Annotated in this window: 11 protein-coding genes; 9 read left to right on the forward strand and 2 right to left on the reverse strand. The window is 68.0% G+C overall.

Going from position 1 to position 13,012, the window contains the following annotated elements:
- The first annotated feature begins 101 nt into the window (after positions 1-101).
- Positions 102-1,991, forward strand: coding sequence for a methyl-accepting chemotaxis protein (locus tag AACH00_RS16530; RefSeq protein WP_341400282.1), 1,890 nt, complete (start codon positions 102-104; stop codon positions 1,989-1,991).
- Positions 1,992-2,011: 20 nt separating this feature from the next.
- On the opposite strand, the gene recJ is transcribed toward AACH00_RS16530, so the two are convergent.
- Both recJ and AACH00_RS16540 read right to left on the reverse strand, forming a co-directional pair.
- Entirely contained in the window at positions 2,012-3,733 is a 1,722-nt protein-coding gene (gene recJ, locus AACH00_RS16535; protein ID WP_341400334.1) for a single-stranded-DNA-specific exonuclease RecJ, read from the reverse strand.
- Positions 3,734-3,815: 82 nt separating this feature from the next.
- Positions 3,816-4,811 (reverse strand): hypothetical protein, encoded by a 996-nt coding sequence (locus AACH00_RS16540; protein WP_341400283.1) that lies wholly within the window; start codon positions 4,809-4,811, stop codon positions 3,816-3,818.
- Between the two features lie 78 nt (positions 4,812-4,889).
- Between AACH00_RS16540 and AACH00_RS16545 the strand changes: the two genes are divergently transcribed.
- From AACH00_RS16545 to AACH00_RS16580, 8 genes are all read left to right on the forward strand, one after another.
- Positions 4,890-6,161 carry a lipoprotein-releasing ABC transporter permease subunit gene (locus AACH00_RS16545; protein ID WP_341400284.1) on the forward strand — a complete coding sequence of 424 codons (1,272 nt, stop codon included), beginning with the start codon at positions 4,890-4,892 and terminating at the stop codon, positions 6,159-6,161.
- A complete protein-coding gene (locus tag AACH00_RS16550) occupies positions 6,154-6,855 on the forward strand; it encodes an ABC transporter ATP-binding protein (protein WP_341400285.1) in 702 nt (233 codons plus the stop codon). The genes AACH00_RS16545 and AACH00_RS16550 overlap by 8 nt, the downstream gene beginning before the upstream one ends.
- A gap of 6 nt (positions 6,856-6,861) precedes the next feature.
- Positions 6,862-7,695, forward strand: coding sequence for a TatD family hydrolase (locus tag AACH00_RS16555; RefSeq protein WP_341400286.1), 834 nt, complete (start codon positions 6,862-6,864; stop codon positions 7,693-7,695).
- A complete protein-coding gene (locus AACH00_RS16560) occupies positions 7,692-8,198 on the forward strand; it encodes a DNA-deoxyinosine glycosylase (protein WP_341400287.1) in 507 nt (168 codons plus the stop codon). The genes AACH00_RS16555 and AACH00_RS16560 overlap by 4 nt, the downstream gene beginning before the upstream one ends.
- Positions 8,199-8,233: 35 nt before the next feature.
- Positions 8,234-9,019 (forward strand): spermine/spermidine synthase domain-containing protein, encoded by a 786-nt coding sequence (locus tag AACH00_RS16565; protein WP_341400288.1) that lies wholly within the window; start codon positions 8,234-8,236, stop codon positions 9,017-9,019.
- Between the two features lie 11 nt (positions 9,020-9,030).
- A complete protein-coding gene (locus AACH00_RS16570) occupies positions 9,031-10,875 on the forward strand; it encodes a GspE/PulE family protein (protein WP_341400289.1) in 1,845 nt (614 codons plus the stop codon).
- Between the two features lie 172 nt (positions 10,876-11,047).
- Complete coding sequence (locus AACH00_RS16575) at positions 11,048-11,473, forward strand: tripartite tricarboxylate transporter TctB family protein (protein ID WP_341400335.1); 426 nt, start codon at positions 11,048-11,050, stop codon at positions 11,471-11,473.
- A 14-nt stretch (positions 11,474-11,487) separates the two neighbouring features.
- On the forward strand, positions 11,488-12,999 hold the full coding sequence (locus AACH00_RS16580; protein ID WP_341400290.1) for a tripartite tricarboxylate transporter permease: 1,512 nt from the start codon (positions 11,488-11,490) through the stop codon (positions 12,997-12,999).
- The last annotated feature ends 13 nt before the right edge of the window (positions 13,000-13,012 follow it).

Genomic DNA, 13,012 nt, shown 5'->3' on the forward strand with positions numbered 1-13,012 from the left:
TGTCGGGAATGGCTTCGGACAACGCGGTACTGGTGCGTGCAGCGCAGCAGGGATCTGGATTCGGCGAATTCTTCAGGTATCACGGCTGGCTCGCGCCGGGCGTGAGGCTGTTTCGCAAACTCAGCTTCCCGGTGAAGGCAGCCTGGGTCAGCCTGGCCTTCCTGATTCCCTTGGCCACGATGTTGTGGTTTCTCTGGTCTGGCGCCAACAACCAGATTGAAGCTTCTGCGGCAGAACAGCGAGGCGCCAGCTATTCCGGTCCGTTGATCAACCTGATCCGGGAAGCACAGGCACGCCGACACGCCGCCACCCTGGGCGAGCCCAATCTGGACGCGGCTCAATCCAGCTACAAGAAGGCGTTCGAACTTGTCTCGGCCTTGCATGCGAGCCTGGGCAAGGAACTGGACGATGGCGAGACCTTTGGCGCCATGCAAAAGGCTCACGATGCACTGGCCCAGAATCCGCTGGCTGGTAGCTCGACCCAGACCTTCATGGCCCATAGCGAACTCATCGAAAGGATGCTGGACCTGCTGCGGGAAGTGGCCGATGGCTCCGGCATGACGCTGGACCCCGACCTCGACAGCTACCACATGATGTCGATGGGCGTGTTGCGCGGGCCGCTCCAGGTAGAGAACACGGCCAAGCTGCATACGCTGGGCACACTCATCCTGAAGGACAAGTCTGAAACGCCTGAGCGGCGCGACATGCTTGTCGAATTCGAGGCGGTGCAGGCCGTGCTCGACAAGGACATGGAGAACTCTTACCAGGAGCTGGAAAAGCGCCTGCCGGCCAGCGTGGCGACGCTGGACATGAAGGGTACCGACGCGGCGTCCGAGGCCTTTGCGGCGGCCATCAAGTTGCAGTTGATGGGCGAAGAGCCCAGCGGCGATGCACAGGCCTATGCACGTCTCGGTGATGCCGCGGTTCGCATGCAGGCGGCCTACGACGCCGAAAGTGCACGGCAGTTCGAGCGGCTGCTCAGCGCCCGCGTGCAACGCCTGCAGAACACGTTCGCCGCGCAACTGGGCATGTCCGTGTTCTTCGTGGCCGCTGCCTGCTACCTGATGCTGGCGTTCTACCGCGTGATGATGGGCGGCCTGAGCGAGGTGTCCGAGCATCTTCAACAGATCACCGATGGCAACCTGACCACGGCGCCGCGCCCCTGGGGCAACGACGAAGCCGCCCAACTGATGGTGACGCTGGGCACCATGCAGACGAGCCTGCGCAAGATGGTGCAGAGCATGCTGGGCAGTGCGGCCAATGTGCACACGGCCAGCGGCGAGATTGCCTCGGCGTCGATGGACCTGTCGCAGCGCACCGAGGAATCGGCCGCCAGCCTGCAGCAGACCACCGCCAGCATGGAACAGATCGCCGAACTGGTGCGCCAATCCACGGCCACCGTGGCTGCGGCCACGGCCAGCGTGAATGACAACGCCCGTGCCGCCGAGCAGGGCGGGCAGGTGATCGCCGAAGTCGTCAAGACGATGGAGGGCATCCGCACCTCATCCAGCCGCATCGGTGAAATCATCAGCGTGATTGACGGCATCGCCTTCCAGACCAACATCCTCGCCCTGAATGCGGCGGTCGAAGCCGCCCGTGCCGGCGAGCATGGCCGCGGCTTTGCCGTGGTGGCGTCCGAGGTGCGTGCCTTGGCAGGTCGTTCGGCCACTGCGGCCCGCGAGATCAAGTCCCTGATCAACGCCAGCATCGAACAGGTGGAAAGCGGCAGCGCCGTGGTGGGCAACGCCGGCGACATCATGCAGGCCGTGGTGGCCAATGCCACCCGCGTGGTCGAGCTGATGAACCAGATTTCCACCAGTGCCCAGCAGCAGAACACCGGCGTGGGCGATGTGAGCGTAGCCGTGCGCGACCTCGACAAGGCCACTCAGCAGAACGCTGCCTTGGTGGAACAGACGGCCGCGGCCTCAGGCGCCCTGGCCGATCAGGCCGAGCGCATGAGCCGCGAGGTGAGCTTCTTCAAGCTGGCCTGAATCCCCACTGACTGGGCGCTTCAGGCGGCGCCTTCCACCACCATCTGCAGGCGCTGCTGGCCCTGGAATTCGTCCACGCTCAGGCGGTAGGCCAGGCGCGTGCGGCTGGGTAGCTGGTCAACGTGGTTGAACCAGATCGCATCACGCAGCTGGCCACCGTGGCGCACCCGCAGCTTCAGGTGCTTTTCACCCACCAGGCGCTGCTGCACCACTTCCACGTCGTCGCAGAACACCGGTGCCGGGAAGCCCTGGCCCCACACCACGCCGTCCAGCCGCGCCACGGTGTCGGCGTTGAAATACTCCAGCGGCAGCGGGCCGTCGGTGGCCACCGTGCGCGTCAGCGCGGCGGCGTCCAGCCATTCGCGGGCCACCTGCTGCAGGGCGGCGTCGAAGGTGTCGATGTCTTCTTCGGCCAGCGTGGCGCCGGCGGCCATGGCGTGGCCACCAAACTTCTTCAGCAGCCCCGGATGGCGCTTGGTCACCAGGTCGAGCGCATCTCGCAGATGAAACCCTGCGATCGATCGGCCTGAGCCCTTCAGCCAGCCATCCGCACCGATGGCGAAGACGAAGGTGGGGCGGTGCAGCCGGTCCTTCATGCGGCCGGCCACGATGCCCACCACGCCTTCGTGGAAGTCGGGGTCGAACAGCACCACGGCGGGCGGCGCCTCGCCTTCGGGCATCAGGTTGTCCAGCAGCACTTCAGCCTGCTCGCGCATGCCGGCTTCCACGTCACGACGTTCGCGGTTGATGGCGTCGAGTTGCTGCGCCAGCTCGGCGGCGCGGCTGTGGTCAGACGTGGTCAGGCAGCTGATGCCCAGCGTCATGTCCGACAGGCGGCCGGCGGCGTTGATGCGCGGGCCGAGCGCAAAGCCGAAATCGAAGGCGCTGGCCTGCGCCGGCTTGCGTGCCGCCGCATTGAACAGCGCGGCCACGCCGGGCTGCATGCGGCCCTGGCGAATGCGGCGCAGGCCCTGGGCCACCAGGCGGCGGTTGTTGTCGTCGAGCTTGACCACGTCGGCCACCGTGCCGAGCGCCACCAGGTCGAGCAGGGCGTCGAGCCGGGGCTGGCTGGCCGCGTCATACAAGCCGCGCTGGCGCTGCTCGGCACGCAAGGCCAGCAGCACATAGAACATCACGCCCACGCCGGCCATCGATTTGCTCGGGAAGTCGCAGCCCGGCTGGTTCGGATTGACGATCACATCGGCGTCGGGCAGCACCACCTCACCGGCCACCACGGCGGGCAAATGGTGGTCGGTCACCAGCATGCGCAGACCCAGCTGGCGGGCGTGGGCCACGCCGTCGAGGCTGGCGATGCCGTTGTCCACGGTCAGCAGCACCTGCGGCTGGCACTGGGCCACGGCCAGGTCGACGATGGTGGGCGTCAGGCCGTAGCCATGCACGGCGCGGTCGGGCACCACGTAGTGCACCTGGCCGGGCTGCGCGCCCAGCATCGCCAGGCCCAGCAGGGCCACGGCGCAGGCGGTGGCGCCGTCGCAGTCGTAGTCGGCCACCACGCAGATGCGCTCACCGGCGGCCACCGCGTCGGCCAGCAGCACGGCAGCGGCCAGGCAACCCTTCATCTGCGAAGGCGGCAGCAGGTGCTGCAGGCCGTCGTCCAGTTCGTCCACGCTGCGCACGCCGCGGGCGGCAAACAGCCGGGCCAGCAGCGGGTGCACGCCGCCTTGTTCCAGGGTGAAAACGGTGCGCGGCGGCACGTCGCGGAGGAGCAGCTGGGGAGCGATGGTCACGGCAGGATCAGAGGAATGCAGGCGGGTGGCAACGAAGGGCGTCGGGCGGGCAGGGCGTTCGGCGTGGCTGGCCCGGTCACAGTGCCGTCAGCCAGGCGGCGGCCGGGGTGCGACCTGCGCCCAGCAGCTTGCGCCACCACGGCAGGGCTTGGCCAGCCAGCGTGCGCGCATGGCGCTCACCACACAGCGTGAGCTGCACCGAGCCGGGTGCAGCGCCGGCTTGCAGCGCGGCCAGCAAGTCAGCCAGCGGGCCGGCGTCCAGCGCGGCCCAGGCTTCGGCCCAGGCGGCCCAGTCTTCGGCCAGGGCCGGCGCGCGCAGGCGGTCGTCCAGGGTGAAGCCGGTGGTGTTTTTCGCAGCGGCTGCGGTGCCGGCGCTCAGGGCAGCCCCGGTGCCACTCAGCCAGAACGAGTTCACCGGCAACTGGCCGGCGGCTTCCCGGGCTTCATTCACCGGATGGGTGTGCAGCAGCATCTGGGCCTCGGCCTGCAGGCGGCGCAGCAGGCGCAACTGCGGTCGCAGCTCGGGCCGCATGGCCGGGTGGTCGTTCAGCCAGAGGTCCACGTTGCGGCCCACCACGCGGTCGAGCGAGGCGCTGGGCAGCTGCGCCAGGCTGGGGTGCGAGGCGTACCACCGCGTGGCGCTGCCCCAGTGCAGTTGCCAGCCAGCGGCGCTGTCGGGGTCTTCAAACAGGGGTTGCAGGGCGGTGAACAAGGCCCGGGAGGTGTCGTCGTCCAGGCCCAGGCCGGCGGGGTCGGTCAACGAGATCTGCTCGGTGCCCACATGCCAGTGCGTCGGGCTGAGCAGGGCCCAGCCTTCGCCGGCCTGCGGCTTCAAGCCATCGGCGGCGGCCAGCGCGGCGGCCACCGGCAGCAGGCCGTCTTCCGCGGGCCAGCTTTGCAGGGCGGCCAGCACGCGCTCATGCGGCGGGCTGAGCAGGTAGTCGTCGCCCTCATCGCTGTGGCTCACCGCCATGTGCCCGAGCAGTTGTTCCAGCACGGGCAACTGCAAGGTGCCCAGCGCGTGGGCGGCAGCCGGGGAGGTGGCGTTGGCAAATGGGATCACGAGGTGCATGGGGCGATTATCGGGCGCGCCCGGCGCCCTTGGCCCTGCGTGGCCGTGTGCGGCCCCCGAGTTGGTAGCATCCCGCCCATGAGTTTTCGATTCAGCATGCCCTACGAGTGGCAGATTGGCTGGCGCTACACCCGGGCCGGACGAGCCGGGCGCCGCAATGGCTTCATTTCCTTCATCTCGCTGGTGTCGGTGATTGGCATCGCGCTGGGCGTGGCGGCGCTCATCATCGTGCTGTCGGTGATGAACGGCTTCCAGAAGGAAGTGCGCGACCGCATGCTCTCTGCCGTGGCCCACATCGAGCTGGCCGACAGCAGCGGCGCACCGCTGGCCGATTGGCAGGCCTTGGCCACCATCGCCGGCCAGGACCCTGCCGTGCAGCACGCCGCACCCTATGTGTCGGTGCAGAGCCTGCTGGCGCGTGGCGAAGACATGCGCGGCGTGATGATCCGCGGCGTGTTGCCTTCGGCCGAGGCCGGTCTCACCGACCTGGCCGCCAAACTGCAGGCCGACGGTACGCTGGACCAGCTCCAGCCCGGCCAGTGGCGCATCGTGCTGGGCTCCGAGCTGGCCCGAGCGCTGGGCGTGCGGGTGGGCGATGCCGTCACGGTGGTCACGCCCGGCGGGCAGGTCACGCCAGCGGGTATCAGCCCGCGCCTCAAGCAGTTCACCGTGGCCGGTACCTTCAACGTTGGTCACTACGAGTACGACAGCGCGCTGGCCCTGGTGCACATCGACGACGCCGCGCGGCTCTACCGCACCGGCGGGCCGATGGGCGTGCAGCTGCGCCTGGTTGACGTGAACCAGGCCCGCGCCGTGGGCTACCGCCTGGCTGAAAAGCTCGGCCCGACCATGGCCGTGCGCGACTGGACCCGCACCAACGCGGCCTGGTACGACGCCGTGCAGATCGAGAAGCGCATGCTGGCCATCATCCTCACGCTGATCGTGGCGGTGGCAGCGTTCAACCTGGTGTCGACGCTGGTGATGACCGTGACCGACAAGCGCGCCGACATCGCGATCCTGCGCACCCTCGGCGCCAGCCCGCAGGCCATCATGCGGATCTTCGTGGTGCAGGGCGCCACGGCGGGTGTCATCGGCACGCTGTGCGGCGTGGGCCTGGGGCTGCTGGTGGCGTTCAACGTCGACGTCATCGTGCCCTTCATCGAACGCCTGCTGGGCGTGAGTTTCCTGCCGGGCAGCATCTACCTCATCAGCCGCATGCCGAGTGATCCGCAGGCCGGTGACATCGTCCCCATCGCGCTGATCGCGCTGGTGCTGGCCTTCCTGGCCACCCTGTACCCCAGCTGGCGCGCCAGCCGCGTGAACCCCGCCGAGGCCCTGCGTTATGAGTGAGTCGACGTTGCACAACAGCGCCCCGGTGGTGCTGGAGGCCCGCGGCCTGCACAAGCGCTTCCAGGAAGGCCCGCTCGATGTGGCCGTGCTGCAGGGCGTGGACCTGCAGGTGCGCGCCGGCGAGACGCTGGCCATCGTCGGTGCGTCGGGCTCCGGCAAGTCGACCCTGCTGCATCTGCTGGGCGGGCTGGACACGCCCAGCCAGGGCAACGTGGCCTTGATGGACGTGGACTTCAGCAGCATGGGTGCGGCGCAGCAGGGCGTGTGGCGCAACCAGCACCTGGGCTTCGTCTACCAGTTCCACCACCTGTTGCCGGAGTTCACGGCGCTGGACAACGTGGCGATGCCGCTGCGCATCCGTCGCCAAACGGTGGCCCAGGCGCAGGCGGCTGCGCAGGCCGCACTGGCCGAGGTGGGCCTGGGTGCGCGCGTGATGCACCGGCCGTCGGAGCTGTCAGGCGGTGAGCGCCAGCGCGTGGCCCTGGCGCGGGCGCTGGTCAGCCAGCCGGCCTGCGTGCTGGCCGACGAGCCCACTGGCAACCTCGACCGCGAAACCGCAGATCGGGTCTTCGAGCTGATGCTCGGCCGGGCGCGTGACCGGGGCATCGCCTTCGTGCTGGTCACCCACGACACCAGCCTGGCCGCGCGTTGCAGCCGCACCGTCACCCTCGATCGCGGCCGGCTGCTGCGCTGAGCCCGCATGTGGATCGACAGCCACTGCCACCTCGACGCGCCGGAGTTTGACGCCGACCGTGACGCGGTGGTGCAGCAGTCGCGCGCCGTGGGCGTGCACATGCAGGTGCTGCCCGCCGTGGCCGCGGCGCACTTCGACGCAGTGCATGACGCGGCCCACCGCTGGGGCCTGGCCTATGCGCTGGGGCTGCACCCGCTTTACGTGCACCAGGCCGCCGACGACGACCTGGACCGGCTGCGTGATGCGCTGACCCGCTGGCGCGACGACCCGCGCCTGGTGGCCGTCGGTGAAATCGGTCTCGACCATTTCGTGCCCGGCCTGGACCGTGCGCTGCAGGAACGCTTCTACCTGGCCCAGCTGAAGCTGGCGCGCGACTTTGGCCTGCCGGTGATCCTGCATGTGCGGCGCTCGGCCGATGGCCTGCTGAAGGGCCTGCGCCGCATCGAGGTGCCCGGCGGCATTGCCCATGCCTTCAATGGCAGCGATGTGCAGGCCGATGCCTTCGTGGCGCGGGGCTTCAAGCTTGGCTTCGGCGGCACGCTCACCTACGAGCGCTCGCTCAACATCCGGCAGCTGGCGCAGCGTCTGCCCGACCATGTGCCGGTGCTTGAAACCGACGCGCCCGACATTCCGCCGCACTGGCTGTACCGCACCGCCGAGCAGCGCGAACAGGGCGATGTGAGCGGCCGCAACGCACCGTTCGAGCTGCCGCGCATCGCCCAGAGCCTGGCCGAGCTGCGCGGCTGGAGCCTGGCGCAGACGGCGGCCATCACCAGTGCCAATTGCCGGGCCGCGCTGCCGCGGCTGGGCGCCTTGCTGGACGCGGACACCCCCGCATGACGCTGCCCAGCCCGCGTCTTGTGGGCCTGCCGCCCGTGGCCAGCCCGCACACCCGCCTGCTGGTGCTGGGCAGCTTTCCCGGTGTGGCGTCGCTGAAGGCGCAGCAGTATTACGGCCACCCGCGCAACCACTTCTGGCCCATCGCCGGCGCCTTGCTGGGTTTTGATGCCAAGGCACTCAGCTACGAGCAGCTCGTGGCGGCGGCCCAGGCTGCCGGGCTTGGGTTGTGGGACACCTACGCCGCCTGCGAGCGGGAAGGCAGCCTCGACAGCGCCATTCGTGCACCGCAGTTCAATGATTTGTCCGCGCTTGTAAACCAGCTGCCCGGCTTGTGCGGCATCGCCCACAATGGCGGGGAATCGGCCCGCGGCCGGCGCCATACGGCATCCTTCGGCGTACCGCTGTTTGTCCTGCCCTCCACCAGCCCGGCCAATGCCAGCTGGTCGTTCGAGCGCAAACTGGCGGCCTGGCGCGAGGCCTTCACGGCTTGCGGCCTGATCTGAACATTGAATTCCTGCCCCGAACCTGAGCCCCCTGCATGAGCACCAGCAAGAAGAAAAACGAAGCCCGCGAGATGGTGGGGGCCACCATGTCCGAGTACGACGGCGTGCGCTACCTGCACCTCGATTCCATCTGGGTGCAAGGCGCCATGCGCATCAAGAAGCCCAACGAGCTGGAGCTGGAATACATCCAGCGCATGATGGCCTGGATGCTCTGGCGCCCGCAGGCCGAGGTGACCGACGGCCATGCCGTGCAGCTCGGGCTGGGTGCAGCGGCCATCACCCGCTTCACCCACAAGGTGCTGCGCATGCAGACCACGGCGGTCGAGCTGAACCCGACCGTCATCAACGCCTGCCGGCTGTGGTTCCGTCTGCCTGATGATGACGCCCGCCTCAGCGTGGTGAACGAAGACGCCGCCGCCTGGGTGGCCGACCGGGCCCATCGCCACAGCGCCCAGGTGTTGAGCGTCGATCTGTACGACCACGACGCCGCCGCCCCGGTGCTGGACGACGAAGACTTCTACGCCGCCTGCCGCGATGTGCTGGATGAGGGCGGCCTGATGACGGTGAACCTGTTCGGCCGCGCGTCCAGCTTCGGCCGCAGCGCAGCGCGCATCGCCCGGGTGTTTGGTCTGGACCAGGTGTGGAGCCTGCGCCCGACCAAGGAAGGCAACACCGTCATCGTGGCGGCTCGCCATGTGCAGGTGCCCGGCCGCGAAGAGCTGACCGAGCGTGCCGCCCACATCGAAGACAAGTTCGGCCTGCCGGCGCGCAAGTGGCTGCGCATGGTGCGCCCCCTGGACCCGGCCCTGCTGGTTGACTGAAAGACGCCCCCATGAGCAGCACCCGCCCCGCCTCCCCGCCGGCAACGCCTGCCGGCCCAGCGCCCACCGCAAGGCCGGTGGCAGCCCTGCGCGGCAAGCTGGACCTGCGCCACCTGCTCAAGTGGCTGCGTGATGACGGCGCGCTGGCGGCCAGCGAGGCCGACATGCTGGCCCGGCGCTTTGGCGCCTCGGCCTCGGCGCTGCACCCGCTGATGCGTCTGGGTGGCGCGGGCCTGGTGGACGCACGCAATGGCCAAGCCTTGACGGTGGAGGCCCTGACCGCCTGGCTGGCCCAGCGCTGCCAGCTGCCGTTGCTGAAGATCGACCCGCTGCGGGTGGATGCCAGCCGCGTGCAGGAGGTGATGTCGCAGGCCTACGCGGAAAGCCGCCGCGCGCTGCCGGTGGCTGTCACGGCCACCGAGGTGACCATGGCCACCTGCGAGCCCTTTGATGTGGACTGGGTGCCCGACATCGAGGCCCATGCCCGCCGCAAGATCCGGCTGGTGATGTGCGCGCCCGACGAGATCGCCCGCTACACCACCGAGTTCTACACGCTGGCGCAAAGCGTGCGCGTGGCCCGCAAGTCGAACGAGGCGGCCAGCACCAACACGTTCGAGCAGCTGGTGGATCTGAAGTCGAAGGACAACCTCGACGCCAATGACCAGGGCGTGGTGCAGATCGTCGATTGGCTCTGGCAGTACGCCTTCGAGCAGCGCGCCAGCGACATCCACCTCGAACCCCGCCGCGACACCGCCGCCATCCGCTTCCGCATCGACGGCGTGCTGCATCTGGTGCACCAGGTGCCCGCGCCGGTGATGGCGGCCATGACGGCCCGCATCAAGCTGCTGGCCCGCATGGACGTGATCGAGCGCCGTCGCCCGCAGGACGGCCGCATCAAGACCCGCCGGCCGGACGGCTCACCCGGCGGTGGCAGCGAGGTGGAAATGCGCCTGTCCACGCTGCCCACCGCCTTTGGTGAAAAGGTGGTGATGCGGATCTTCGATCCGGGCACCGCTGACAAGCCGTTTGATGCGCTTGGCTTCGCGCCGCTCGAAGCCCGCCGCTGGAATGAGCTGATCAGCCACAGCCACGGCATCATCCTGGTGACCGGCCCGACGGGCTCGGGCAAGACCACCACGCTGTACTCGACGCTGAAGAAGCTGGCCACCGAAGAGGTGAACGTCTGCACTGTGGAAGACCCGATCGAGATGATCGAGCCGGCCTTCAATCAGTCGCAGGTTCAGACGGCCCTCGACTACGGTTTTGCCGAAGGCCTGCGCGCCCTGATGCGCCAGGACCCGGACATCATCATGGTCGGCGAAATCCGCGACCTGGAAACCGCCGAGATGGCCATCCAGGCCGCGCTCACCGGCCACCTGGTGTTCAGCACGCTGCACACGAACGACGCGCCCTCGGCCATCACCCGCCTGGTGGACCTGGGCGTGCCGCCCTACCTCATCAGCGCCACGGTGATCGGCGTGCTGGCCCAGCGCCTGGCCCGCACGCTGTGCCCCAGTTGCAAGCAACCTGATACCGAGCTCGACCCCGCCACGCTGGCGGAAATGGCAGCACCCTGGCAGCCCACGCAGGTGCCGCGCCCCTACAAGGCTGTGGGCTGCCCGGCCTGCCGCCAGACCGGCTACCGCGGCCGCGCGGCCTTGTATGAGTTGATGCTGGTGAATGAAGCGGCCCGCGCTGCCATTCACCCGCAGGTCGACAGCCCGCGGCTGCGCCGTGCCGCCGCACAGGACGGCCTGCTGCCGCTGCGCATGGCCGGCCTGGCCAAGGTGGGTGAGGGCGTCACCACGCTGGAAGAAGTGCTGCGCAGCACCCCGGTCTGGGACCCGACTGCGTGAGCGCGCCGGCTGTCTGAACAGCCTGGTTGGAGGGAGGGTCGGGGTTAACCCGGCCTTACGTGGAAACCACAGAGCACCCGCAGGGGCGCTCCATAGAATCCGCCACAACCCTCAATCCAAGGAGACAGCCTTGCAAAAAATCAAAAGTCAGAAGGACTTCTGGTCCGGACTGATGTTCGTCACCGTGGGCGTCGCGTTCGCGTGGGGCTCCACCGAATACAGCTTTGGCTCGTCTGCCCGTCCGGGCCCGGGCTATTTCCCGTTTGGTCTGGGCGTGCTGCTGGCCATCCTGGGCTCGTTCGTGCTGTTCAAGTCGCTGACCATCGAAACCGAAGACGGCGAGCCGGTGGGTGCCTTTGCATGGCGTCCGCTGCTGGTCATCCTGGGCTCGGTGGTGCTGTTCGGCTTCCTGCTGCCGCGCGCCGGCCTGCTGGTCACGCTGCCGGTGCTGGTGGTCTTGTCCAGCCTGGCCAGCGATGAATTCGGCTGGAAGGGCTCGCTGGTCAATGCGGTGATCCTGACGGCCCTGTCGTACGCGACGTTCGTGCTGGGCCTGAAGCTCACCATCCCGGTCCTGCCGGCCATGTTCGGCGGCTGAGGAGAAAAGACACCATGGATCTGATCCACAACCTTTCCATCGGGTTCCAGACGGCGTTCACGCTGCAGAACCTGTTCTACGCATTTGGCGGCGCCGTGCTCGGCACGCTGATCGGCGTGCTGCCAGGCCTCGGCCCGGTCGCCACCATCGCCATGTTGCTGCCGTCGATCTATTCGCTCGACGCCACCCCGGCCCTGATCATGCTGGCCGGTATTTATTACGGCGCCCAGTACGGCGGTTCCACCACGGCCATCCTGATCAACGTGCCGGGTGAATCCAGCTCGGTGGTCACGGCCATCGATGGCTACGCCATGGCGCGCAAGGGCCGTGCCGGTGCTGCACTGGCAGCAGCCGGTCTGGGCTCGTTCTTCGCGGGTTGCGTGGGCACGGTCATCATCGCCGCCTTCGCACCGCCGCTGACCGAACTCGCGTTCAAGTTCGGCCCGGCTGAATACTTCAGCCTGATGGTGCTGGGCCTGATCGGTGCCGTGGTGCTGGCATCGGGCTCGCTGGTCAAGGCGATCTCGATGATTCTGCTGGGCCTGCTGCTCGGCCAGATCAACACCGACGTCATCTCGGGCACGCCGCGCTTCAGCTTCGACATCGCCGAGCTGACCGACGGCATCGGCTTCGTCACCATCGCCATGGGTGTGTTCGGTTTCGGCGAAATCATCGCCAACCTGGGCCAGCCTGCCGAGAGCCGCGAGGTCTTCACCAAGAACGTGAAGGGCCTGTGGCCGACCAAGCAGGACTTCAAGGACGCCTTCCCCGCCGTGCTGCGTGGCACCGCGCTGGGTTCCATCTTGGGTGTGCTGCCTGGTGGCGGCGCCCTGCTGGCTTCGTTTGCCGCCTACACGGTGGAAAAGAAGACCAAGGGTCGTCCGGGCGAAGTGCCGTTTGGTCAAGGCAACATCCGCGGCGTGGCTGGCCCTGAAAGCGCCAACAACGCTGGTGCACAGACCAGCTTCATCCCGATGCTGACCCTGGGCATTCCGCCGAACGCCGTGATGGCGCTGATGGTGGGCGCGATGACCATCAAGGGCATCCAGCCCGGCCCGCAGGTGATGACCAGCAACCCGGAACTCTTCTGGGGCCTGATCGCCTCGATGTGGATCGGCAACCTGATGCTCGTCATCCTGAACCTGCCGCTGATCGGCATCTGGATCAAGCTGCTGACCGTGCCGTACAAGCACCTGTTCCCGGCCATCCTGGTGTTCTGCTCGATCGGTCTGTACACGCTGAACAACAACACGTTCGACGTCTACGCCGCCGCGCTGTTCGGTCTGGTGGGCTACATCTTCTACAAGCTGAACTGCGAGCCGGCACCGCTGCTGCTGGGCTTCATCCTCGGCCCGATGATGGAAGAGAACCTGCGCCGTGCGCTGCTGCTGTCGCGTGGTGACTGGACGACCTTCATGTCGCGTCCGCTGTCGGCCGGCCTGCTGATCGCCTCGTTCCTGATGATCGTGGTGGTGATGCTGCCGTCGATCAAGAACAAGCGCGAAGAAGCCTTCCAGGAAGAGTAAAGGCGCCCCAGCG

It is taken from the genome of Ideonella margarita, assembly GCF_038066635.1.
Taxonomy (GTDB): Bacteria; Pseudomonadota; Gammaproteobacteria; order Burkholderiales; family Burkholderiaceae_C; genus Ideonella; species Ideonella margarita.

What these genes read in the sequence shown, in the direction of transcription:
- AACH00_RS16540 (WP_341400283.1), bottom strand. Translation starts at nt 4,811, where the DNA reads ATGCACCTCGTGATCCCATTTGCCAACGCCACCTCCCCGGCTGCCGCC.
- AACH00_RS16545 (WP_341400284.1), top strand. Translation starts at nt 4,890, where the DNA reads ATGAGTTTTCGATTCAGCATGCCCTACGAGTGGCAGATTGGCTGGCGC.
- AACH00_RS16550 (WP_341400285.1), top strand. Translation starts at nt 6,154, where the DNA reads ATGAGTGAGTCGACGTTGCACAACAGCGCCCCGGTGGTGCTGGAGGCC.
- AACH00_RS16555 (WP_341400286.1), top strand. Translation starts at nt 6,862, where the DNA reads ATGTGGATCGACAGCCACTGCCACCTCGACGCGCCGGAGTTTGACGCC.
- AACH00_RS16560 (WP_341400287.1), top strand. Translation starts at nt 7,692, where the DNA reads ATGACGCTGCCCAGCCCGCGTCTTGTGGGCCTGCCGCCCGTGGCCAGC.
- AACH00_RS16565 (WP_341400288.1), top strand. Translation starts at nt 8,234, where the DNA reads ATGAGCACCAGCAAGAAGAAAAACGAAGCCCGCGAGATGGTGGGGGCC.
- AACH00_RS16570 (WP_341400289.1), top strand. Translation starts at nt 9,031, where the DNA reads ATGAGCAGCACCCGCCCCGCCTCCCCGCCGGCAACGCCTGCCGGCCCA.
- AACH00_RS16575 (WP_341400335.1), top strand. Translation starts at nt 11,048, where the DNA reads ATGTTCGTCACCGTGGGCGTCGCGTTCGCGTGGGGCTCCACCGAATAC.
- AACH00_RS16580 (WP_341400290.1), top strand. Translation starts at nt 11,488, where the DNA reads ATGGATCTGATCCACAACCTTTCCATCGGGTTCCAGACGGCGTTCACG.